22 protein-coding genes and 1 tRNA gene are annotated in these 22,884 nt (G+C 34.2%); 11 read left to right on the forward strand and 12 right to left on the reverse strand.

Going from position 1 to position 22,884, the window contains the following annotated elements; genetic code table 11:
* The first annotated feature begins 7 nt into the window (after positions 1–7).
* From ATE84_RS00480 to groL, 6 genes are all read left to right on the forward strand, one after another.
* A complete protein-coding gene (locus ATE84_RS00480) occupies positions 8–1,273 on the forward strand; it encodes a sigma-54-dependent Fis family transcriptional regulator (RefSeq protein ID WP_101444907.1) in 1,266 nt (421 codons plus the stop codon).
* Positions 1,274–1,276: 3 nt separating this feature from the next.
* Positions 1,277–1,783: an LptE family protein gene (locus ATE84_RS00485; protein WP_199176846.1), complete on the forward strand. Its 507-nt coding sequence runs from the start codon at positions 1,277–1,279 to the stop codon at positions 1,781–1,783.
* A 60-nt stretch (positions 1,784–1,843) separates the two neighbouring features.
* On the forward strand, positions 1,844–2,800 hold the full coding sequence (locus ATE84_RS00490; RefSeq protein WP_101444911.1) for a hypothetical protein: 957 nt from the start codon (positions 1,844–1,846) through the stop codon (positions 2,798–2,800).
* A 7-nt stretch (positions 2,801–2,807) separates the two neighbouring features.
* On the forward strand, positions 2,808–3,137 hold the full coding sequence (secG, locus tag ATE84_RS00495) for a preprotein translocase subunit SecG (RefSeq protein ID WP_101444913.1): 330 nt from the start codon (positions 2,808–2,810) through the stop codon (positions 3,135–3,137).
* A gap of 155 nt (positions 3,138–3,292) precedes the next feature.
* Positions 3,293–3,568 (forward strand): co-chaperone GroES, encoded by a 276-nt coding sequence (groES, locus tag ATE84_RS00500; RefSeq protein WP_025663354.1) that lies wholly within the window; start codon positions 3,293–3,295, stop codon positions 3,566–3,568.
* Between the two features lie 122 nt (positions 3,569–3,690).
* A complete protein-coding gene (groL, locus tag ATE84_RS00505; protein WP_101444915.1) occupies positions 3,691–5,328 on the forward strand; it encodes a chaperonin GroEL in 1,638 nt (545 codons plus the stop codon).
* A gap of 172 nt (positions 5,329–5,500) precedes the next feature.
* Here groL and ATE84_RS00510 read toward each other — a convergent pair whose 3' ends face one another.
* Positions 5,501–7,000 carry a helix-turn-helix domain-containing protein gene (locus ATE84_RS00510; RefSeq protein WP_233195723.1) on the reverse strand — a complete coding sequence of 500 codons (1,500 nt, stop codon included), beginning with the start codon at positions 6,998–7,000 and terminating at the stop codon, positions 5,501–5,503.
* Between the two features lie 193 nt (positions 7,001–7,193).
* Here ATE84_RS00510 and aceB point away from each other — a divergent pair, with 193 nt between their 5' ends.
* On the forward strand, positions 7,194–8,792 hold the full coding sequence (gene aceB / locus ATE84_RS00515; protein WP_101444916.1) for a malate synthase A: 1,599 nt from the start codon (positions 7,194–7,196) through the stop codon (positions 8,790–8,792).
* 32 nt (positions 8,793–8,824) lie between these two features.
* The gene (gene aceA / locus ATE84_RS00520; RefSeq protein WP_101444918.1) at positions 8,825–10,102 is read left to right on the forward strand and encodes an isocitrate lyase; all 1,278 of its coding nucleotides are present in this window, start codon (positions 8,825–8,827) and stop codon (positions 10,100–10,102) included.
* Positions 10,103–10,214: 112 nt separating this feature from the next.
* Here the strand turns inward: aceA and ATE84_RS00525 are convergent, their stop codons facing one another.
* Positions 10,215–10,985, reverse strand: a complete 771-nt coding sequence (locus tag ATE84_RS00525; RefSeq protein WP_233195724.1) for a M15 family metallopeptidase — start codon at positions 10,983–10,985, stop codon at positions 10,215–10,217.
* A 192-nt stretch (positions 10,986–11,177) separates the two neighbouring features.
* Positions 11,178–11,708 carry a DUF3347 domain-containing protein gene (locus ATE84_RS00530; protein WP_158237145.1) on the reverse strand — a complete coding sequence of 177 codons (531 nt, stop codon included), beginning with the start codon at positions 11,706–11,708 and terminating at the stop codon, positions 11,178–11,180.
* Between the two features lie 223 nt (positions 11,709–11,931).
* On the opposite strand from ATE84_RS00530, the gene ATE84_RS00535 reads away from it, so the two are divergent.
* Both ATE84_RS00535 and galE read left to right on the forward strand, forming a co-directional pair.
* Positions 11,932–12,387, forward strand: a complete 456-nt coding sequence (locus ATE84_RS00535; protein ID WP_101444921.1) for a GAF domain-containing protein — start codon at positions 11,932–11,934, stop codon at positions 12,385–12,387.
* Positions 12,388–12,429: 42 nt separating this feature from the next.
* Positions 12,430–13,446 carry a UDP-glucose 4-epimerase GalE gene (gene galE / locus ATE84_RS00540; protein WP_101444923.1) on the forward strand — a complete coding sequence of 339 codons (1,017 nt, stop codon included), beginning with the start codon at positions 12,430–12,432 and terminating at the stop codon, positions 13,444–13,446.
* An 85-nt stretch (positions 13,447–13,531) separates the two neighbouring features.
* Here the strand turns inward: galE and ATE84_RS00545 are convergent, their stop codons facing one another.
* The 8 genes from ATE84_RS00545 to ATE84_RS00580 form a co-directional block, all read right to left on the reverse strand.
* Positions 13,532–15,658 (reverse strand): peptidylprolyl isomerase, encoded by a 2,127-nt coding sequence (locus ATE84_RS00545; protein ID WP_101444925.1) that lies wholly within the window; start codon positions 15,656–15,658, stop codon positions 13,532–13,534.
* A gap of 147 nt (positions 15,659–15,805) precedes the next feature.
* The gene (locus ATE84_RS00550; RefSeq protein ID WP_101444927.1) at positions 15,806–16,498 is read right to left on the reverse strand and encodes a lysoplasmalogenase; all 693 of its coding nucleotides are present in this window, start codon (positions 16,496–16,498) and stop codon (positions 15,806–15,808) included.
* 13 nt (positions 16,499–16,511) lie between these two features.
* Positions 16,512–17,780, reverse strand: a complete 1,269-nt coding sequence (locus tag ATE84_RS00555) for a hemolysin family protein (protein WP_101444928.1) — start codon at positions 17,778–17,780, stop codon at positions 16,512–16,514.
* 3 nt (positions 17,781–17,783) lie between these two features.
* Positions 17,784–17,978: a hypothetical protein gene (locus tag ATE84_RS00560; protein ID WP_101444933.1), complete on the reverse strand. Its 195-nt coding sequence runs from the start codon at positions 17,976–17,978 to the stop codon at positions 17,784–17,786.
* A 9-nt stretch (positions 17,979–17,987) separates the two neighbouring features.
* Positions 17,988–18,521, reverse strand: a complete 534-nt coding sequence (gene lptC / locus ATE84_RS00565) for an LPS export ABC transporter periplasmic protein LptC (RefSeq protein WP_233195725.1) — start codon at positions 18,519–18,521, stop codon at positions 17,988–17,990.
* 23 nt (positions 18,522–18,544) lie between these two features.
* Positions 18,545–19,915, reverse strand: a complete 1,371-nt coding sequence (locus ATE84_RS00570; RefSeq protein WP_101444936.1) for a M48 family metallopeptidase — start codon at positions 19,913–19,915, stop codon at positions 18,545–18,547.
* A gap of 20 nt (positions 19,916–19,935) precedes the next feature.
* On the reverse strand, positions 19,936–21,180 hold the full coding sequence (locus tag ATE84_RS00575; RefSeq protein ID WP_101444938.1) for a hypothetical protein: 1,245 nt from the start codon (positions 21,178–21,180) through the stop codon (positions 19,936–19,938).
* Positions 21,177–21,908: a type III pantothenate kinase gene (locus tag ATE84_RS00580; RefSeq protein WP_101444940.1), complete on the reverse strand. Its 732-nt coding sequence runs from the start codon at positions 21,906–21,908 to the stop codon at positions 21,177–21,179. Before ATE84_RS00580 ends, ATE84_RS00575 begins: the two co-directional genes overlap by 4 nt.
* Before the next feature lie 98 nt (positions 21,909–22,006).
* On the opposite strand from ATE84_RS00580, the gene ATE84_RS00585 reads away from it, so the two are divergent.
* Positions 22,007–22,079 (forward strand) — tRNA-Phe (locus ATE84_RS00585).
* A 102-nt stretch (positions 22,080–22,181) separates the two neighbouring features.
* Here ATE84_RS00585 and ATE84_RS00590 read toward each other — a convergent pair.
* A complete protein-coding gene (locus ATE84_RS00590; protein WP_101444941.1) occupies positions 22,182–22,874 on the reverse strand; it encodes an intradiol ring-cleavage dioxygenase in 693 nt (230 codons plus the stop codon).
* Positions 22,875–22,884 lie beyond the last annotated feature (10 nt).

Raw genomic sequence — 22,884 nt, forward strand, 5'->3', positions numbered from 1 at the left:
TCCATAAATGGAATCAATTCAAGCCATAAAACAACGATTCGGAATCATAGGAAACGACCCTAAGTTAAACCGTGCCGTAGAAAAAGCGATCCAGGTAGCCCCCACCGACATTTCGGTTTTAGTGACCGGAGAAAGCGGTGTAGGTAAAGAAAGTGTTCCTAAAATCATACACTCTCTATCTCATCGTAAACATGGTAAATACATTGCTGTAAACTGTGGAGCAATACCAGAAGGCACAATAGACAGTGAACTTTTTGGTCATGAAAAAGGAGCTTTTACAGGAGCCACGCAAACTCGAAATGGTTATTTTGAAGTAGCCGATGGCGGAACTATATTTCTAGACGAAGTAGGAGAATTGCCTCTTACTACACAAGTACGTTTATTAAGAGTATTAGAGAATGGTGAATTTATTAAAGTAGGGTCTTCAAAAGTTCAAAAAACAGATGTTCGTATTGTAGCGGCTACCAACGTTAATATGTTTGAAGCCATTAAAAAAGGTAAGTTTAGAGAAGATCTCTACTATCGTCTTAGTACAGTAGAAATCCTTTTACCTCCACTAAGAAATCGCAAAGAAGACATTCATTTACTATTTAGAAAATTTGCTTCTGACTTTGCTACCAAATATAAGATGCCAACAATTCGTCTAAGTGAAGATGCGGTTATCCTGCTAGAAAAACATCGCTGGAGTGGTAATATCAGACAACTGCGCAACATTGCAGAGCAAATTTCAGTCCTTGAACAAAACAGAACAATAACAGGAGCTACCTTACATGCCTATTTACCAAATATCGGAAGTAATTTACCCGCAGTAATTTCTGCAGATAAAAAAGAAAGTGATTTCAGTAACGAAAGAGAGATATTGTACAAAGTACTTTTTGACATGAAAAGTGATCTTAATGATCTAAAAAAACTGACCATGGAACTAATGCAAAGTGGCAATACGCAACAAGTACAAAAAGATAATGAAGGGTTAATTCAAAAAATTTACCAAGAGAAGGAAAAAGAAACACATTTTGAAGAACCCGAAAGACCAGCAACAACTCCTGAAGTGCTTGAAATACCATCTCAAATTGCAACCCAGCGACAAGAAGATGACAAATATCATTTTGCCGAAGAAATTGAAGAAGAAGAAACATTATCATTGCATGATAAAGAACTTGAATTGATTAAAAAGTCTTTAGAACGTCATAGAGGTAAACGTAAAGCAGCGGCAGAAGAATTAGGAATCAGTGAACGCACCTTGTATAGAAAAATAAAACAATACGATTTATAATTGATGAAAACAGTAAGATATATAGCAGCGATACTAATTGCAATGGTCTTGTTTCAGGGATGTGGAGCATATTCTTTTACGGGAACAAATATTTCTCCCGACACAAAAACATTTCAAGTTAATTTCTTCCAAAATCAATCCCCAAGAATTTTTCCTGGAGCTGATCAAACCTTTACCAATCAACTACAAGATCTAATCCTTAATCAAACTAATCTTAGTTTATCCACTTCTGGAGGAGATATCATATACGAAGGAGAAATCGTACAGGATTATGTTTCGCCAAATACAGCAACATCAAATATAACAGCTGCTCAAAACCGATTAACTATTGCAGTAAACATGAGGTTTTATGACACAAAAGACCCTACTCAAGATCTGGAACAACGTTTTTCTTTTTTCTTTGATTACCCCGCTTCTTCATCAGAAAACACAATAAGAGATCAGGCCTTGGACGTAATTTTTGAAAGAATCACACAAGATATGTTTAACGCCACACTTGCCAGGTGGTAAAAACAATAGCTATTATTATCAAAAAGTTGAATACTAAATAAAATACATAATTAGTACTAATTGAATATTAAAGAGTTATCATATTTGCTTCAAAATCCTGCCCAACTAAATAAAGAGCAGGCAAAATCCCTTGAAAAGATAACAAGGACATTTCCTTATTTTCAGTCGGCAAGATCATTGGTCTTAAAATCCCTAAAGAATCAGGAAAGTTTTAGATATAACCAGGAATTAAAAACCACTGCGGCATATACCACAGATCGTAGTGTATTATTTGATTTTATCACCTCTGACCTTTTTAAAGACAGTAACAGTTCTGAAGAGGCAAAAAAGAAACACAAGTCCGACATAAAGGTTATCGATCCAGAAGAGATTAAAACACTTCCCAGAATGGATATGGATGAAGCTGTAAGAATGAAGATGAAAGAAGCTGAAGATGTCCTGGATCCAACTTTATTTTACGAAAGAAAAGAAAACAGCACTCTTAAACAAATCGAAATTGCTGAGTCTACAACTCCTGATGCAACAGAAAAAGATCAACCAAAAATCACTCAGGACAAAAACAAAACTCCAGAAGAAACTTTGCAAATTGACAAACCTCTGGATTTTAATAAAAGAGAAACACATTCTTTTGCAGAATGGCTAAAATTGACCTCTTTACATCCGATAGATAGAGATTCTGACCAGGAGATCAAGGCTCCAATTTCTGAAACTGAAGAAAAAGAGTCCGCCAAACCATTAGATCAAAAACATAAATTCGATCTGATTGATGAGTTTATCGCTAGTAATCCTAAGATACAACCCGCTGCCAAAAATACTCCTGCGCGCAATCTGGCTAAGGAAAACCTGGTTCCTTCAGACGAATTAATGACAGAAACTTTGGCCAGAGTATATTTGGTTCAAAAAAACTATAAGAAAGCAATTCAGGCTTATAACATATTAATTTTGAAAAATCCCGAAAAAAGTGGTTTCTTTGCAGACCAAATTCGAGCGATAAAAAAATTACAAGACAATAAATAACAATATAATGACAACGTTTTCAATATTCTTAATCCTAATCGTTATCGTATCTTTTTTACTGGTAATAGTAATTATGGTACAGAACCCTAAAGGAGGTGGATTATCTTCTTCTTTTGGTGGTGGCGGAACACAACAACTTGGTGGTGTAAAAAAGACTACAGACTTTTTAGACAAAAGTACCTGGACTTTAGCTACGCTATTATTGGTATTAATCCTACTATCTAATATAGATTTAATGGGCGGAAGTTCTATTCCTGAATCAAAAGTTAACACCGAAGATGTTCAGATAGAAACTCCTGTAACTCCTCCAGCAACAGAAAAAGATGACAAACAATAACATCTTTAAAAAAAAACAATAACAAAAATGTCGACTTGTCATATAGTCGGCATTTTTTGTTTCAATTTGTCAGTATCGCCCCACTGGCATAATTTCTGAAATAAGAAGCATCGAAGATTTCATTTTAATTTTAACAAAAAAAACAACAAATCATAATGGGAGTAAACATCAAACCTCTTTCAGACCGCGTGGTTGTAGAGCCACTTCCTGCAGAGACGCAAACAGCATCAGGATTATTTATTCCTGACTCAGCTCAGGAAAAACAACAAAAAGGTAAAGTAGCTGCTGTAGGTGGCGGTAAAAAAGATCACGATATGACTGTTAAAGTTGGTGATACTGTACTTTACGGTAAATACGCTGGTACCGAATTAAAATTAGATGGAAAGGATTATTTAATCATGCGTGAGGATGATATCCTTGCTATCGTATAAGAAAGTATCAATTTAAAAATCACAAAAAAACAAATCCACTACTTTATTTATTGAGTTCTATTCCAATATTCTGGAATTTTTGAATACTCAGGTTTGGATTTTAATTTTTAAAAAAATTAATTATGGCAAAAGATATAAAATTTGACATAGAAGCACGTGACGGTATCAAACGTGGTGTAGATGCACTAGCAAATGCAGTAAAAGTAACTCTAGGACCTAAAGGTCGTAATGTAATTATCAGTAAATCTTTTGGAGCTCCTACAGTAACCAAAGATGGTGTTTCTGTAGCTAAAGAAGTTGAACTTGAAGATGCTCTTGAAAACATGGGAGCACAAATGGTAAAAGAAGTAGCTTCTAAAACTAATGACCTTGCAGGAGATGGTACTACTACGGCAACAGTATTAGCACAAGCTATCGTAAAAGAAGGGCTTAAAAATGTAGCAGCTGGCGCAAATCCAATGGATCTTAAACGCGGTATTGATAAAGCTGTAAAAGCGATCACAGAAGATCTTTCAAAACAAACAAAAGAAGTAGGTGACTCTTCTGATAAAATCAAGCAAGTAGCAGCTATTTCTGCTAACAATGATGAAACTATTGGAGATCTTATTGCCAAAGCTTTTGAGAAAGTTGGTAAAGAAGGAGTAATCACAGTAGAAGAAGCAAAAGGAACAGATACCACTGTAGATATCGTAGAAGGAATGCAATTTGATAGAGGATATCTTTCTCCATACTTTGTAACCAACAGCGAAAAAATGACAGCTGATCTGGAAACACCGTATATCTTACTTTATGACAAGAAGATTTCTGCTATGAAAGACCTTCTTCCTGTCTTAGAGCCTGTTGCTCAAACTGGAAAACCACTTTTGATCATCGCAGAAGATGTAGACGGAGAAGCATTAGCAACACTTGTAGTAAACAAACTACGTGGAGCACTTAAAATTGCAGCTGTAAAAGCTCCTGGTTTCGGAGACAGACGTAAAGCAATGCTAGAAGATATTGCTATCTTAACAGGAGGGACTGTAATTTCTGAAGAGCGTGGTTTTACATTAGAAAACACTACTATTGAACACTTAGGTACTGCTGAAAAAGTAGCTATCGACAAAGATAATACTACTGTAGTTAATGGTGCTGGTGGAGAAGATTTAATCAAAAACAGAGTAAATCAAATCAAAGCACAAATAGAAACTACTACTTCTGATTATGACAAAGAGAAGCTACAAGAGCGTTTAGCAAAGTTAGCTGGCGGTGTTGCTGTACTATATGTGGGTGCTGCTTCTGAAGTAGAGATGAAAGAAAAGAAAGATCGTGTAGATGATGCACTTCATGCTACTCGTGCTGCTGTAGAAGAAGGTATTGTTGCTGGTGGAGGTGTTGCCCTGGTAAGAGCTAAAGCTGTATTAGACAAAGTAAAAACCGAGAACGCTGACGAAGCTACTGGTGTACAAATCGTAAACCGTGCAATTGAATCACCACTTAGAACGATTGTAGAAAATGCAGGAGGCGAAGGATCTGTAGTAATCTCTAAAGTTCTTGAAGGTAAAGATAATTTTGGATATGATGCTAAGTCTGAAGATTATGTAGACATGCTTAAAGCAGGTATCATCGATCCTAAAAAAGTAACACGTATAGCTCTTGAAAATGCAGCTTCTGTATCTGGTATGATCCTTACTACAGAATGTGCACTAATAGACATTAAAGAGGATGCTCCTGCTGGAGGCGGAATGCCACCAATGGGCGGAGGTATGCCAGGAATGATGTAGCAGTGAGCCACTGCAGGCTATTATTTAGTCTGTTTGCGGATCAACACCGTGACAGTAAAAATATTTAGCAAGCTTGTGGATATAAATTTGTTAAGAATACAAAACCCCATTCTGAGTTTTCAGAATGGGGTTTTCTTTTACCAAAAAGAGCAGTCTTTAAACTTATCTAATACTAAGAATATTGTTTCATGATACCCTCTACCAACTCTGCCGTTTTTTTATGTTTCTCCTTAGCTAATAATTGCTTTGGAGGAGCCATCCTAACTTCACAATCTACTAGTGAACACGATTCACAAGTGACTCCTACTTTTTCCTTTAATATTTTTGTATCATTAACAAAGTTGATTTTTTTCTCTAGAGTAGAGGACTTCAAAAATCCAATTCCAATACTACGGTAATAGTCTTTTTTAAAAGGATCTTTTGTCGCCGAAGTAAACACCAAGTATTGCTGATCTGTATCTACATAATCAGAGATTTGAATATTAAATGCATACTCCAAATCTTTAGTTGCCGTATGCTGTAAAATCTTTACAGCCATCCACCGTCTACAGTAATGCTCATTCACCTCATTAGCATGAGGTTGCTGCTGGTGTGTAATATGCAGTTCTTTAACCAAATTAAACTTCTCTGCCCCTAATTTATGAGTAAACCGAAGAAAGAATACATTTTGCATACCAAAATCTTTTGGCAATACATTAGTGAGACGTTGATAAAAAGATTCTGGAGAAGCGTTATACAATTTCATAATCTTATGAAAAGCTTTCTCAGAGAATTTTTTCATTGAAAACAACTCTTTAAGATGCTCTTTCAAATGAGCTCTGGGAATAATTAAGGCACCAGCAAAGTACGATGCATAAAAATTATGCAGTACTTCTTCAAAATTATCATACTTTATCCACGAAAAGGTATAAGGCCTTTCAATAATTTCCAGATATTGATATCCCAATTCCTTAGCATAAATAAAAGTTTTTTGAGCCTCATCTACTCGATCTGACAACAGAAGTGTTTTTGTAGAGGGCACAAATACCGATCTCAGGTTATCCAATTCTTCTTGTTTAGGAATCCCGGCAGCATTAATCGTATATCCGTATTCTTCTTTAAGAATATCTTCTAAATCAGCCGAAGTAATTTTTCCGCTTAAATCCAACTGATATGAGTTTGCACATCGTACAGCTTTATCTTCAAGATCCTTAAAAAAGTTATTATGCGCTTCTTGATAAGATCGCAATGAAGCTAAATAAAAACCTTCCCTACTCATATTATAATGCTGTGCAATCTCAATAATCGTACTTATAAATGCATTAACTTTTGATGGTGCATTGGCTATGATATCAATTAAATCACTTTGCTGTATCCCGAATAATTCTAACGGAATCTCATCAAGGATTCCAGATTGTAAAATTTCACCTATCGGAGCCAGGTTTTTATCTAATTTTAGAGAAACTAAATGATCATAAGGAACATCAAATGTCTCAGCAAGTTTGATGATTTTATCTGTTTTAGGGTACTTTTTTCCTTTTTCTATTTCGTTTAAATACGATTTAGAAAGTCCGCATAACTTTGATAATCCAAAAAGAGATAGATCCTTCTCTGTCCGTATCTGCTTGATTTTCAGTCCAAAAATCAACCTAATATATTCTTCTGCTATTGCCATAAGTTCAAAAGTAACCATTTTTGCGTAATTCTCGAAAAAACAAAAAGTTCACATTTAGCGAACGTTCGCTTGTTTTTAAAAAAACTTTTTCATAATATTGTTCACTCAAACGATATTAGTCATGGAAGCTCATAATGGGCATTTAAGAAAAATCATCATTGACAGGCGCATTATATCAATAGATTAACCAGTCATTTAAATTTTTAAACAGATGGAAATTCAAACAAATCTTAGTCAGAAAATTAGCTTCACTAAAGAAGTTAAAAACTACCATCCTGAAATATTGACCGATGGAGCACTGATCTTTTTAGAAGCCTTACAAAATCGTTTTAATGAAAGACGATTAGTTCTTTTAAGAAATCGCGAAAGCCAACAACAGTTATTTGATCTGGGAACTCACCCTTCTTTTCCAGAGAACACAAAAGAAATTCGCAATAGCGAGTGGTCAGCTGCACAAATCCCCACAGACCTGCAAGACCGAAGAGTAGAAATCACAGGGCCTGTCGACAGAAAAATGGTAATCAATGCCTTAAATTCTGGAGCCAAAACATTTATGGCCGACTTCGAGGACAGCAATGCTCCTCTATGGGAAAACTGCCTTCAAGGCCAAAAAAACCTGAAAGATGCGGTTAACAAAACCATTTCGTTTTATAATCCAAAAAAAGACAAAACCTATACGCTTAATGAAAAAACAGCCACATTAATCGTAAGACCCAGAGGCCTACATCTTAATGAAAAACACCTTTTGATAAATGACAAGGAAATCTCTGCCTCTTTATTTGATTTTGCCTTATATCTGTTTCATAACCATAAACAGCTTAAAGAAAATAGTACCGGACCTTATTACTACATTCCTAAACTAGAGCATTTCAATGAAGCTGTATGGTGGAATGATGTAATTGATTTTTCTGAAGAATATTTAGACATCAAACACGGTACCGTAAAAGTGACTGTTCTAGTAGAAACTATTACAGCAAGTTTTCAACTTGATGAAATTATCTATGCATTAAAAGATCATATCGTTGGATTGAATTGCGGAAGATGGGACTATATTTTTAGTTATATCAAAAAACTAAGAAATCATCCAGGTTTTGTAGTTCCCGATCGTGCCCAGGTAACAATGACCAGTCCTTTTATGGACGCATATAGCAAACTGGTAATCCAAAGATGTCACAAAAGAAATATTCTGGCAATTGGTGGTATGGCGGCACAAATCCCTATCAAAGAAGATGAAGACAGAAATGTAATTGCATATACCAAAGTACAAGCCGATAAAGAGCGAGAAGTAAAAAACGGTCATGACGGCACATGGGTAGCACATCCAGGACTGGTAGCATTGGCAATGCGTGTATTTGATACTCATATGCCAAACCCTAATCAAATGGATGTTAAACGTGATGACATAAACATTACCGAGAATGATCTTTTAGCCATTCCAAAAGGCACCATTACCGAAAAAGGAATACGGCAAAATATTAATGTTGGAATTCATTATATCGCAACCTGGTTAGGAGGTAATGGAGCAGTAGCATTATACCACCTTATGGAGGATGCTGCTACCGCAGAAATTAGCCGAACCCAAATATGGCAATGGTTACAACAGGAAGTGGTCTTAGAAGATGGTAGAACACTCAACAATACATTATTTAATACTCTTTTTAAGGATGAACTCAAGATAATTAAAAAACAGGTAGGAAGTTCACTCTTCAAAACTAAAAATTATCAAAACGCAATCCAGATTTTCGAAAAACTAGTAACATCTGATGAGTTTGAAGAATTTCTTACCACCAAAGCGTATCAATACATATAAAATAAATCAATATATAGTAAAATCAATAAGTCATGAACACAGAACAAAGAATAGAAGAATTGATTATCGATTGGACTACAAATCCAAGATGGAAGAATGTAGAACGCCCTTACTCTGCCGAAGAAGTAGTAAAACTACAAGGGTCATACAAAATCGAGCATAGTGTAGCCAAACAAGGTTCAGAAAAACTATGGATGAAACTAAAAACTCAGGATTTTGTAGCAGGATTGGGTGCACTAACAGGCAATCAAGCGGTACAAGAAGTAGAAGCTGGATTAGAAGCAATATACTTAAGCGGGTGGCAGGTGGCCGCTGATGCTAATCTCGCAGGACAAATGTATCCAGATCAATCTTTATATCCCGTAAACAGTGTACCACAAGTAGTAAAAAGAATTAACAACGCATTGCTACGAGCTGATCAAATACAAGTGGTGAATGGTGAAGAAAACAAAAAGGACTATTTGGTTCCTATCGTAGCAGATGCTGAAGCCGGCTTTGGAGGAAATCTAAATGCTTTTGAATTGATGAAATCTATGATCGAGTCTGGGGCTAGTGGAGTTCACTTTGAAGATCAATTAAGTTCTGCTAAAAAATGTGGGCATCTTGGCGGAAAGGTATTAGTACCAACCCAGGAAGCGATCAACAAATTAGTAGCAGCTCGACTTGCTGCAGATGTAATGGGAGTGCCTGCAATTATCATTGCACGTACCGATGCTGATGCAGCCAATTTATTAACCAGTGATGTAGACGAGCGTGACAGAAAGTTTGTTACAGGAGAACGTACAGACGAAGGTTTCTTTCATGTAAATAACGGAATAGAACAAGGTATTGACAGAGGATTGTCATATGCACCATATGCAGATCTAATTTGGATGGAAACCAGTAATCCAGATTTAGAACAAGCTCGCAAGTTTGCTGAAGCTATCCATGCAAAATATCCAGATCAAATGCTAGCATACAACTGCTCTCCTTCATTTAACTGGGCAGCAAAGCTTTCTGTTTCTGAAATGGAAACATTTAGAGAAGAATTGGCCGCTATGGGATACAAATTTCAATTTATCACTCTTGCAGGGTTTCATGCCTTAAACACTAGTATGTTTGAATTATCTAAAGCATATAAAGAAAGAGGAATGGCTGGTTATTCTGAATTACAAGAAAGGGAATTTGCTTTACAAAAAGATGGATTTCGTGCAGTAAAACATCAAGGATTTGTTGGTACTACATATTTTGATGCTGTACAAAACACAGTAACCACAGGTAAAGCTTCGACTGTTGCTATGAAAGGCAGTACAGAAGTCGAGCAATTCTAAACACAGGCATGATTTTTCCGATTTTTACAATTATTGTGCTCAAAAAAACGGCATTCACTAAAGTGAATGCCGTTTTTCTTAAATACTATCTATTTTTAGAAAGCAATAGGCGTTAATCACATTTCCATCTGAAATCTGATATTTTAAATTTTGTGTTTCCTTTAAAATTATAGTGCCACCATTCTGTTCTTATGGTTTTAAATCCATGCTTCTCCATAGTTTCTCGTAGCAATTTACGATGCCCCAATACAGTTGGCGACAGTGATGTGTATGAATGATGTGCTTCTTTTCCAAAATGATCAAAATCCGTTCCCATATCAACATGTCCACCTGATGATCTCACTAAGGTAATATCGACCGCTGCTCCTCTATTATGCACAGATCCTCCTTTAGGGTCTGCAACATATCCAGGGTTAGGAAAAATCTTCCACATCTTTTTCTGAACACTATATGGACGATAACAGTCAAAAAACTTTATTCTGTACCCCTGTGTAAGCAAATCATCATTCGCTTTTATAAGTGCAACTGCCACTTCTTTCCTAACAAAGCATTCGGCACAAGCATATACTTTTTCTTTCAAAAAATTATCAGAAGTTGCATATTTCATGTCCAAAATAAACTCATTAGACATCTCCATAATATTCACAAAATCCTTATCATCTGAAGTAACTTTTACTCGTATACTCGGTTCACCAATAAGCATTACCAGCGAATCTTTATTTCTGAGCATACTCTGTTCAACTTTTTCCCCTCGTAACTGTAGTGCCTTAGATTTTTCTATAAGAGCAAGAGTCTGAGCCGTGGGCTCAGCAGCTACCTTTACTTCACTACAGGAAAAAAAGAGTACAGAAAAAATCAACAAGATCAATTTTTTCTTAATCATATCCTTTTTGTTTTATTCCAATTACAATATTAATCTAGCACGTTTAACCTCTTAAATTTCCCTCAAAATTAAGCTGATTTACGTACTTGATTCGTCTAAATATAATCAATATTTCTGTTATAAGTATTTTCTCATTTCTCTACAAACAAAATATCTTTTACATTTTATATAAAAATAACACGAATTCACCTGTTATTTAAAAGTCTTCTCTACACTTCCGCAGGCAAGCATTTTTTTTCCATAATATGGATTTCTAACTTCTTTAGAATCAGACAACCAATACCCTCCTTCTCCATCAAAAGCCATAGGACAAAACTGTTTATATACTTCTCCCGATGTAATTTTGGCTTTACCAACTAGTTTTTCTACCTCACTAGTTAATGAAACAAAAAAATCACGTTGCTTTTTAATGTCTTTGGTTAGTGAGATAAGTTTTGAAACTGCTTTAATTTGCTTATTCTCTTCAGAGTCTTCAATAACAGCTTCTAGTTTTTTTGTTTCCGCTTGTACAATACCACTTTCAGAATTTACCAAAGCTGCTTTTACAGACAGATACAAATCATATATTTCTTGAGTTTTGATATCAGAAAACTTAACTTTTGATATCAAATCAGTCTTATTATAGTCTACAATTTCATTTATATTCTCATCTACAGCAACAGATTCAGGTTTCTTATCTTTATTACAAGACACGCCTAATAGAGCCGTAAATATAAATACCAAAAAAAATCTTCTTGTTATTTTCAAAACACTATATATTATAATTATACACTAAAAATCAATCTAGTTTCTTTACTGTTAAAATGCCAAAAATACTCTATATATATAAAACAATCACCAGCACATTTTTATTTTTTTAAAGATTTTTTAACAAAACAATACCATTCTAAATAGGAGGCTTTTATATTTTTTTTAGATATTTTTGCCGGGAAAAAATTGTACAGGAATGCTTTTTGAAGATTTAAAACACCAGGTAACTCATTTACTTAAAGACAATAATAAATCTGTTACAGATAGATTACATATGATTTGCAAACTACTCAAAGACAACATAGATCACTATGACTGGGTAGGTTTTTATTTTAAAAACGAGGACAAAGAAGAGTTAAAACTACGCACATATGTTGGCGAAAAAACAGATCACGTTATTATTCCCTTCGGAAAAGGAATCTGTGGTCAGGTTGCTGTTTCGAATGAGAATTTTGTGGTTCCAGATGTGCAAGCACAAGGTAATTATATCGCCTGTAGCCTAACTGTTAAATCAGAAATTGTAATACCTCTCTTTAAAAACGGGGAAAATATAGGTCAGATTGATATTGACTCTGAGAGCTTAGATCCTTTTACAGAAAAAGATGAGAGGTTTTTAGAATTTGTAAATCAAGAAGTTGCTAAAATCCTTTAATTATTGTTCCTTCGTTGGTGCAAATATTAAATCATTTTACATATGAAAATCTTAGTCACGGGGGGATTGGGGTTTATTGGTTCTCACACCGTTGTAGAGTTACAAAACAAAGGGTATGAAGTTGTTATTATTGACAATTGTTCGAATTCATCACCTGATGTACTTAAAGGAATACACAAAATCACAGGAAAAGATCTTATTTTTGAAAAATTTGATCTTAGAGAAAAAGACAAGGTTGAAGAGTTTTTTAAACGCCATCATGATATCGAAGGAGTTATTCATTTTGCAGCATCAAAAGCTGTAGGTGAAAGCGTAGAAAAACCTTTGCTATACTACGAAAACAACTTATCAACTCTTGTATATATCCTGCAACAATTAGCTCACAAAACATCAGCTAGTTTTATTTTTAGCTCTTCCTGTACTGTATATGGTCAAGCAGACGAGTTGCCAATCACAGAAAATGCTCCTGTAAAAGTAGCAGAATCTCCTTATGGAAACACAAAACAGATTGGAGAAGAAATCATAAGAGATACCTGTAAAGTACACCCTGCCTTAAAAGCTATTGCTCTTCGTTACTTTAATCCAATTGGAGCACACCCTTCTGCAGAAATTGGAGAACTTCCTATTGGAGTTCCTCAAAACCTGATTCCGTTTATTACACAAACAGCAATAGGGTTAAGAGAGCAATTGTCTGTTTTTGGCGATGATTACCCCACATCAGACGGAACTTGTATTAGAGATTATATTCATGTCGTAGATCTTGCAAAAGCTCATGTAGTGGCTTTACAACGATTACTGGAAGACAAAAACAAGTCTAACTATGAAGTGTTTAATGTAGGTACCGGAACAGGAAGTTCTGTTCTTGAAGTGATACAGTCTTTTGAAAAAGTATCTAATCAAAAATTAAACTATAAAATTGTAGAAAGAAGAGAAGGTGATATCACAGCTGCCTATGCAGATACCACTAAAGCAAATAACGAATTAGGATGGAACTCAAAAAGTAGTCTGGATGATTCTCTTACCTCTGCCTGGAAATGGGAACAAAAGGTTAGAAGTTAGAAACAAAAGTTTAGAATTGACATAATAAAAAACCCTGAAGATTATAATCTTCAGGGTTTTTTATTTTTTTTATCAATCTATAATTCTAATAGAATTTCGATCTCTTATCTTCAATTTCTGCTGCTTCTTTAAGCGCTTCAAAAACTTTAGTATTCACTGCTCCGGTTTGAGTTTTGGAAGCTTGTGACGCATAACTCATATATGTATCTAAACCACTAGCTGGTGTTTTCTTAGTTACTTCTATAACATATACTCCGTTATTACCAACGATAGGACTCGATATATTTCCTGACTCTAGAGCAAAGGCTGCTCCTACTACTTTTGGCTCAGTTCCTGCTCCACTAATAGTTGGTGTTTTCATAGTCAATGCAGAAGCAACTTTCACAGTTTGCCCTTGACCTTGAGCAATTGCGTCGAGCGTACTACCAGAAATTTTACTTTTTAATTTCTCTGCTTTCTTTTTATTGACTAATATTGGTTTTACAGTTAAACTTGCATCTCCTACCTTCATTGCCCCTTCATCTTCTTTTTCAGTCAATTGAACTACTGCATACCCTTCAGGAATATCAAAGCGTTTTACTATACCTACTTCAGATTCCTCATTAAAAGCCCATTGCACAATTGCTCTTCTAGCTCCTAATCCAGGGATGTTCTCATCCAATTCTTTAATCTTATTTACTGGTCGTACGGTTAATTTATTCTCTTTAGAAACTTCTTCAAAATCTTTGTCTCTAGCTGAAATCTGAAATTTGGTTGTTTCAGTAAAAATCGCATTGATGGTTTTTTCACTCGGTTCAACTTTTTGAGCTACTGTAGCTACCTGTATCGCTTTTTGCTCATTTTTTTGATCCTCGATACTTATAATATGATACCCAAATTGTGTTTCTACAATTCCTTGATCTCCTGTTTTGTTTTCAAAACAATAATCATTAAAAGCAGGAACCATTCTACCTGGTGAGAAATACCCAAGATCTCCTCCTTTATCTTTATTAGACTGATCTGAAGAGAATTGTGTTGCCAAAGCAGCGAATTTTGTTTTATCTGCTTTAGTTATTGCAATAATACTATCTGCCAAAGTCTTCGCTTCTTCCTTAGTTCGTTTTGTATCACCGGCAGTACCTAATCCAACCCAAGAAACAAGAATATGACTTACTTTAACTGAGTCTGGCATTTGCTTTTGCGCAACTACTTTTGAAATTTTAATATAATCTCCATCTTTATATGGGCCATATACATCTCCTATACCAAGATTATAAATTGTATCTGCTTCTGTAGTTGGCAAATCTTTTTTGAACTTAAATCCTCCATCAAATTTTACAGCAGAATTTTGATTCACAAACTCTTCTGCATCCTTTACATCTATATTTTTGAATCCTAAAACAGAATCATTCGCTTTGGTTGCTTCATTAAACTCTACTTTATCGTCTAATAATGCAGCTACTTCCGCTTTTACTTGATTCTCATCTTCTTCACTAGGAAGTTCATTAAACAAGACATAACGTATACTTCTTGAAGCTTCTGCTTTATATTGCTCTTTATGAGCATCAATATATGCTTTAATTTCTGCATCAGTTACTTCTACTTCTGTATCTTCAATACTAGAAAATGGGAGTTGTACATATTTGATATCTACATTATCATTTTCCATTTTATAAGCCAGCTCACCTTCTTTTAGTGTAGATCCTACACCAGCTTTAATCATATTAAGATAAGTTTGTTCTCTAGCACCTTTACTTACAGAAACTTCAAAATCTAACCATTGTTGGTATGCTTGTGGTGAAGTAGCTTTTACATTAGCCACATACTCTTGCATTTTAGCCTTATCAAAAACTCCTGCTTCATTTAAAAACGTAGGGTTATTAGCTAATGATTCTTCTAACAACTGGTTTACCTGATCTTCTCCTACTCTAATATTTAGCTCTTCGAATTGCTCTTCAAAAACTGTTTCTCTCAATTCTTGATTCCACACATAATTCACTGCCTGGATACTTGATGTTCCTCCTCCAAAACTCCTTGATGCTAGTTCTACTTTTCTAGCAAACTCAGTTCGATCAATATCTTTTCCGTTTATTGTTGCAATTGTATTCTCAGCTTTCTGGGAAATGGCTCCTCCATTACGAATCAAATCTGCTAACACAAAAGAGAAAAGTGCTAGTGCAATGATTACGATTAGAAAGACCGAACGCTGTCTGATTTTATTTAAAACTGCCATGGTATTTTATAATTTATTCAAAATATAGTGGGCGAAAGTACCATTTTATTGTAATAATACCAATTAAAAAAACTGAAAGTCTTATGAAGTTTTAACTCTTTTGGTTTTTAATATATAATAGTCCGGTTTTTACGTACTTTTATTACTTTAAAAAATCTGGTTTTTTTGTCTTAAAACACCAAAAACTATCAAAAGCTGAGCTGTTGCATATGTAGCCATAATCCATATGTTACTCATAGGCAAAGGCTGGTAAAACATTGAAAATGCTAAAATGCTATCAGAGGCCATAAAAAACAAAGAGCCTATAAAGACCATGAGATAACTTACCTGAGAGACACGCTTCTCTCTTAGATATGATGCATTTGACATTAATAAAATCACCACCATATACACCATCACAGGAATTAACATATCTCCTAGTCCTGGGTATAACAAATAAAACAGGCCTACACCATAAGCAACTGTTAGCACAAGAAAAATTTTATTTTTTTTATGCTTATTATGTTTTTTAAGAAACACTAAAATATACATTATATGTGCCAACAAAAACATAACTAAACCTGCAATAAAGAAGAATTGAGATTGTATAACAAATAAAAGTAGTATGTCTCCGGCTAAAGAAAACAACAAGGCCAATAGCATTAGTCTAAATATTGAAATACCCAGTCCTTTTCTATGTATTAAAAAGAAGATGATTAACGAACCCAGAATTGAAGGTTTTGTGACACTTCTAAGATTCGAATACGTATCATCACTACTACAAACCAAATCACATATTACAATAATGATGTAAATTACAACAAACACTACAATTCTTAGATTTTGCGTTTTTCTGGTCATCGCAATAGTATTATTAATCCTCTGGTATCACATGTAGTTCTACAATTTCAATTTTGGTATTAGAGGTCTCTATAATTTTAATTTTGAAACCATCTATCTTCACCTCTTCTCCTTGTTGAGGGATTTCTTCGGTATGATTTACAATCATCCCTCCTAATGTTTCATAATTTTCATCTTCAGGAAGATCTAATTTATAAGACTCGTTGATATGATCTACTTCTATTCTTGCAGAAAATCGATATTCATTTTCTGACAATTGTTCTTCGATAAGTTCTATAGAATCATGTTCATCTTCAATCTCTCCAAAAAGTTCTTCTACAATATCTTCTACAGTAATAATACCGCTTGTACCTCCATACTCGTCTATAACTACTGCTATACTTTTATGTTTTTTGGTCAGAAGATTCAATACATCTTTAACAAACATGGTTTCTGGAACAAAAACCACTGGCAGAAGAATTGCTCTTAACGACTTAGGCTTTTTAAACAATTCAAAAGAGTGTACATATCCAATAATATCATCTACAGTATTATTATAAACAATTATTTTTGACAGACCTGTATCTATAAACAAAGTGCTTACTTCTTCTATTGATTGTGATTTTTCTACCCCTACTATCTCTGTCCTAGGAATCATCACCTCTCTTGACTTAACATCTGAAAAATCCAGAGCATTCTGAAAAATTTGAATTTCGCTATCTATTTCGTCATGTTCTTCTATAGTTTCCATTTGCTCGTTTATATAATCTCCCAATTCTGTTTTACTAAAAGCAAGTTGAACTTGATCTCCATCCGTTTTCAAAAATTTTTTTAGCACAAAATCAGAAACCCAAATTACAAACGACGAAATAGGAGTAAAAATAACATAGAAGATATATGCCGGAAATGAAAATACTTTAAGTAATGTATTAGAATAAATCTGAAAGAATACTTTGGGTAAAAATTCTGCTGTAATTAAAATCACTAAAGTTGAAATACACGTTTGTAATAACAAAGTAATACTGCCTGCTATTTGAGGAAAATATCCTGCGATAATCTTCATCAATACTTCGCCCATATAAAATCCATATATGACCAATGCTACATTATTACCGACAAGCATTGTTGCAATAAATTTGGAAGGTTTTTTTGTTAATCTCGCCAGAATATTTGAGATAAACCCTCCTTGTTTTTTCTCTATCTCTATGTGTATTTTATTAGAAGAAACATAGGCAATTTCCATTCCTGAAAAAAAGGCTGAAAGAACAAGAGAAAGAATAATAACAATGATATGTAATTCCATGAATTAGTCTTTGTTATTGGCATCAAATCGTTTTCTAAAGTTTCTTTTAAAGAAAAACATAAAAATTGCGGCGATTGCAAAAAAGATATAAAGCATACTTCTTCCGCCTTCTTGTCCCCATTCTACATATGCTTCGTAGAGAAAAAAACACATGATAGCCAAATAGGCATATTCAAAAAATCTAAACACTTTCATCATAGTACTGGATTACTCCTCTATAAACATTACCCCATCATTTATTCTTGAATTCAAGATAGTAAAATCCTGATTAGCATCAAAACCATCTGCTTCATTAATTGTCCCATCTGGCAAATAACTTTTATAAGATTGATCTGTGAATATCCAATTAATATTTTGGTCCCAATATAACTGTTTAGCTTGCAAATGGGTACTATCTGCAGTTTGTATATCTACATTACCTCTCATATCAATTAGACCTGTTTGCTTATAAGAAATTGCATAATCTGAGGTGACTACACTTACCTTTCCTTCTTTATCAATAATATCAAGTACAATCCCTTCGGGAAATTCGTGATATGCAAAAGATTTGTTTGAATAATCGAGTACTTTTTGTGTTTTTAGTACTGCTGTAAGTCTTCCTGAGTCGGTATATTTAAGATTTATCTCATAACCTTCTGCAATAGGAGCATCTTCTAAAATTAAATTTCCCAGATCATTTTTTGTTGTTGATTGGCATGAAAAAAACATTGTCACAGCAAATGCTGTGACAATGTTCATCATTATATATATATGTTTATTTTGCATTATAGTTTTGGCACTCTAACCGTTTCACCAATCCAACACCCAATACTAATAGATTTTTTTTCTGGATTATTAAAAATATCTGTTTTTGTTGGCGCTTTAGCGTGATAATTAGCAGCAAACTTATTTGCAGTAGATTTTAAACTTGGATCTACTTTTCCTGCTCTTCGAGCATAGTTTTCTGCCAACCAATATACCGCTCTTTTACTAAACACATCAGTTCCACAGCTGTTTGCACTACCTGCGATCATACTCGCAATTCTAAGGTAACATACTCCCATAGAAGGTCTATACTTAAGTGCTTTTCTATAGTAAGATCTAGCTTTTCCTTTACTTCCTTGTCTTTTCATCACCTCTCCAATCTTGAAATACACTTTAGCTTTATCTCTCGCTTTTGTTTCTAATTCTGCAGACTGGTTAAAATACTTTAATGCAGTAGTTGTCTTCTTATCTTTTAATGCTAATATTCCTAAATAATAAGCTGATTTTGCAGACGGTTCTGTTTTATGTAATGCTTCTACCAACTTAAAGAACAATGGATCATCAGTACAGTCTTTAGAAGACATTCTTCCTGCAGCACCTTTTAACCAGCTAACATCTGTTTTTTTAGACTCAAACTGCCCAACATAAAGAGGTATTAGATTTTTACAATCGGCTAATTCTCCAAGCTTCTGGTTAATTCCTGCTTTTACTTTACTAAAAGCAGTTAAATTGATTCCATAAACTTTTAGTTTTCTTTTTTCTTTCGATGACAACGTTGTTCCTGCTTCTTCTTTTTCTGTAAGTTCTCCAAGTGTTTTTGCCAATCTACTTTCTTCATTTTCTATCTTTTCTGTAATATCATCATATAGATCAAAAACCCCCTGAAGTTCTTTTTTCCCTTCACCATGAAGATCTACAAAAAGAGAGAAATAGGTATATAATTTCTTAGGTCTTTTAAAATTTTTCTTATCCTTTGTATATGCTTTATCAAACTCTACAAACTGACTTTCTTTGCTACCTATTTTATTATCATACATTAACTGACCTATATCAGAATGCATATCACCAATTTTAGTTTTTGCAGGGAAGTACTGAAAACGTTCTTTCCATAGTATAATTATTTCATTTGCAATAGCAGATTTCTCTGCAGCAGAAGCTTTTTTATACTTATCTGCTAACAATTTTTGTCCAAATTGATATGTTGCGACGCTATATGTAGGACATTCTTTTCTCACTTTCCACAGAGGTTCCTCTGCAGCAGCATAGTTTTTCACCTTAGCATGCTCATAAGCGATGGATGCTGTAGTTGCACAGTCAGTAGCTTGAGCATCTACTTTTGTAGTACTCAAAGCCAGTCCCGTTGCTATTATAAATAAAACTTTAGTATTCATAGCTGTAGTAATTATTGTATTTAATTAAATTTTATTTTTCTGAACCATTTATCATTTAATGATAAACTTAAAGAAACATTAAAAAACTCTTCTTTAACCAGTCCAAAATTTGTTGTTCCCCGTTGACCATACTCAAAACCTATATTAGTATTCGAGAATAATCTACCAACTGGTAAGCCTACTCCAAAAGATATGCCAAACTCATTAATTGAACCGTTATTAATATTTAATCCTGTCTCTTCATAACGAAACCCTGCACGATATACAACTCTATTAAAATAGCCTGTTAATGAATTATACTTAGGAATATAGTACCCTCCTGCTTTAAATTTTGAAGCGTTCTCATATACAACATTACTCTGGTTAGATACAAGATTAGTAAATTTTCCAGAATCCATGTATATATATTCTCCTCCTACAAACCATTTTTTACGTTCTCCTATTCCAACACCAAACTTAAATTCAGCTGGAAGATCAATTTTTTTATCTTCTACAGTAACCTCTTGCCTTTCTACAACTCGTTCTCTACCATTATTATCAATAACAACAGTAGCAAGCTCTCTTGTACTATCTGATGTTAATTCAAAAGAAGGTGCTGACACTGCAGAAGCAACTATTTCTAGCTTTTCTGTAATCATAGTCTTATATGTCACTCCGAAAGATAAACTAAAAGATGACAAATCTGAATTATTTATTTCTCTTGTATCAAATTGAACATCAGGTCTTCTTAATATTGTCTTGTTCTCTATATTCCCAAAGTTATAATTTAAATCCAGACCTATGTTCAGATTCTTGTTAACTTTATATCCTGTAGCCAAAAAGACTTTATTTAATCCTCCATTTCCGGCGAATCGAATTTCATTTCCATCTGCCTCGATATTATTGAGTTCATATCCTACAGAAGTAAGAGGAACAACTCCAAAACCAAAACCAAATTTACCAGCAGGAATACCAATAGCCAAATAATCTAGAGAAGCATTATCTCCAGAAGATGATTCATTGGCATTGTTAATCTTATAACTGCGATATGATGCACCCACAGTATATGCTGTGAGTCTTAACTCTCCATAAGATGCAGGGTTTTGAAGATTTAAATGGATACTATCTCCATATACACTCAATCCCCCCATCGATCTGTTTTCTACTGTTCCTTTGAACTTCGGAATCCCTATTCCATAAAAAGAATATGGGGATGAAGTCCCTTCCTGAGCGTAAGATATTATGGTAACATGTACCAATACGATTACTAAAATCTTCTTTATCATTTACTATTATTAAAAGCTAAAATGTGGTTTAATCCCTCCAACAAAAAATTAGAAGTGGCAAATATGCTATTTTTTAATCTTTTAGACAAAAAATGTGCATCCCCACCGGTTAAAATAACTGTTAAATCAGTATAAATGTTGCAATATTCTTCAATTACTCCATTAATTTCATGCAAAATTCCAAAAACTACTCCCGAATGTATGGCCTCTTCTGTACTATTTCCTATATGATTTTTTGGGTCAGTCACCTTTAACAATGGCAGTTTTGCTGTATAGTTATGAAGACTTTCATACCTTAATCGCACTCCCGGTCCAATTGCGCCACCAAGATACTCTTCTTTTTTATTTTTAAAATCATATGTTATGCAAGTTCCTGCATCAATTACCAATACATCTCTATTAGGAAATTGATCTACGGCTGCTGCAACCAAAGCCAGTCGATCGATTCCCAATGTAGTCGGAGTCTTATAATGATTTGCAAATGGCATTTCTACCAAATGATCTAGCACAATTGTGTTAAATAAATTTTTAACATATGTTACATGATCTTCCTTTATATCGGACACCGAAGATACTATAGCATCTGTAATCAAAGGATACTCTTCTTTGATTTTTTGTATTACTTGCCTGAAATCATGTTGTTTGATCGTATTTTTATAGATAATTTTTGATGCTTCAAAAACTCCTAGTTTGGTATATGTGTTCCCTACATCAATAATGAGATTCATACTTTAATTTGTAAGTTGCTAAAGTACAAAACGATTTTTTTAATTTTTTCTTTTGAGTATTAAAAAAAGCGTTCTATATTTGCATCCGCTTACAGCAAGGTGCCTTAGCTCAGTTGGTAGAGCAAAGGACTGAAAATCCTTGTGTCCCTGGTTCGATTCCTGGAGGCACCACCTTAAAAACCCGAACAAATGTTCGGGTTTTTTATATTCAATATTGTCCTAAAAAACATTCTCTTTCTAAAACAAAAGATAAAAACTTCTAGTATTTAAAATTTATCCAGATACTTTTATTGTCTCGGTAAGGACATATCCATCGGTTGTATTTCCTGTTACAGAATTCGCTATGCTGCGATTAATATCGTCCGAAAATATTCCATCCTGAGTATTTGAAGTATCAAAGTCTCCTTTGTAATTAGTAGTCGCATAAACTGCTTTAGAAATATTTTCTGGAAAAGCAACCTGAGTAATAAGCAATGATTTTCCTGATGATTTCAAAATTTCTAAGTGAAGATGAGGAGCTCTACCGGGATACCATCCAGGATATATACTTATAAACGAAGCATTACCGTTGGCATCTGTAGTTTGCCTTCCTCTTAAAAACTTTTGACTCGTAAAGTCTCCATCTAACTGACCAGAATATTCAGAATAATTTCCTTTTGCATCACATTGCCAGATATCTACAAACACTCCGGTTAATGGTTTACAATTATCATTTACATTTTGCACCTGTATTGTTATTTTTAAAGGAATTCCTGCACGATCACCGATTATATTTTCTTTTACCAAATCTGCCGGTGTTTTTATCGGAAATGGTCCTGCTGTTTCTACCGCAGAGACAACACATGATCCAGCATCTACTACGCCTCCTGCATCATCATCTTTATTACAAGATGTTATTAATGTTGGAATTGCTATAATAGAGCCTATTCCTGCCATCCCATTTTTCAAAAATTTCTTTCTATCCATAATATCATAA

The organism is Aquimarina sp. MAR_2010_214, assembly GCF_002846555.1.
In the GTDB taxonomy this organism is placed as follows: domain Bacteria; phylum Bacteroidota; class Bacteroidia; order Flavobacteriales; family Flavobacteriaceae; genus Aquimarina.

Excerpts from the sequence above, each read along its gene's own strand:
- galE (WP_101444923.1), top strand. The coding sequence starts at position 12,430 with ATGAAAATCTTAGTCACGGGGGGATTGGGGTTTATTGGTTCTCACACC.
- ATE84_RS00485 (WP_199176846.1), top strand. The coding sequence starts at position 1,277 with ATGAAAACAGTAAGATATATAGCAGCGATACTAATTGCAATGGTCTTG.
- ATE84_RS00555 (WP_101444928.1), bottom strand. The coding sequence starts at position 17,780 with ATGGAATTACATATCATTGTTATTATTCTTTCTCTTGTTCTTTCAGCC.
- secG (WP_101444913.1), top strand. The coding sequence starts at position 2,808 with ATGACAACGTTTTCAATATTCTTAATCCTAATCGTTATCGTATCTTTT.
- ATE84_RS00510 (WP_233195723.1), bottom strand. The coding sequence starts at position 7,000 with ATGGTTACTTTTGAACTTATGGCAATAGCAGAAGAATATATTAGGTTG.
- ATE84_RS00575 (WP_101444938.1), bottom strand. The coding sequence starts at position 21,180 with ATGATAAAGAAGATTTTAGTAATCGTATTGGTACATGTTACCATAATA.
- groL (WP_101444915.1), top strand. The coding sequence starts at position 3,691 with ATGGCAAAAGATATAAAATTTGACATAGAAGCACGTGACGGTATCAAA.
- lptC (WP_233195725.1), bottom strand. The coding sequence starts at position 18,521 with ATGATGAACATTGTCACAGCATTTGCTGTGACAATGTTTTTTTCATGC.
- ATE84_RS00525 (WP_233195724.1), bottom strand. The coding sequence starts at position 10,985 with ATGATTAAGAAAAAATTGATCTTGTTGATTTTTTCTGTACTCTTTTTT.
- ATE84_RS00560 (WP_101444933.1), bottom strand. The coding sequence starts at position 17,978 with ATGATGAAAGTGTTTAGATTTTTTGAATATGCCTATTTGGCTATCATG.
- ATE84_RS00580 (WP_101444940.1), bottom strand. The coding sequence starts at position 21,908 with ATGAATCTCATTATTGATGTAGGGAACACATATACCAAACTAGGAGTT.
- aceA (WP_101444918.1), top strand. The coding sequence starts at position 8,825 with ATGAACACAGAACAAAGAATAGAAGAATTGATTATCGATTGGACTACA.
- ATE84_RS00535 (WP_101444921.1), top strand. The coding sequence starts at position 11,932 with ATGCTTTTTGAAGATTTAAAACACCAGGTAACTCATTTACTTAAAGAC.
- groES (WP_025663354.1), top strand. The coding sequence starts at position 3,293 with ATGGGAGTAAACATCAAACCTCTTTCAGACCGCGTGGTTGTAGAGCCA.
- ATE84_RS00545 (WP_101444925.1), bottom strand. The coding sequence starts at position 15,658 with ATGGCAGTTTTAAATAAAATCAGACAGCGTTCGGTCTTTCTAATCGTA.
- ATE84_RS00590 (WP_101444941.1), bottom strand. The coding sequence starts at position 22,874 with ATGGATAGAAAGAAATTTTTGAAAAATGGGATGGCAGGAATAGGCTCT.
- aceB (WP_101444916.1), top strand. The coding sequence starts at position 7,194 with ATGGAAATTCAAACAAATCTTAGTCAGAAAATTAGCTTCACTAAAGAA.
- ATE84_RS00480 (WP_101444907.1), top strand. The coding sequence starts at position 8 with ATGGAATCAATTCAAGCCATAAAACAACGATTCGGAATCATAGGAAAC.
- ATE84_RS00570 (WP_101444936.1), bottom strand. The coding sequence starts at position 19,915 with ATGAATACTAAAGTTTTATTTATAATAGCAACGGGACTGGCTTTGAGT.
- ATE84_RS00550 (WP_101444927.1), bottom strand. The coding sequence starts at position 16,498 with ATGACCAGAAAAACGCAAAATCTAAGAATTGTAGTGTTTGTTGTAATT.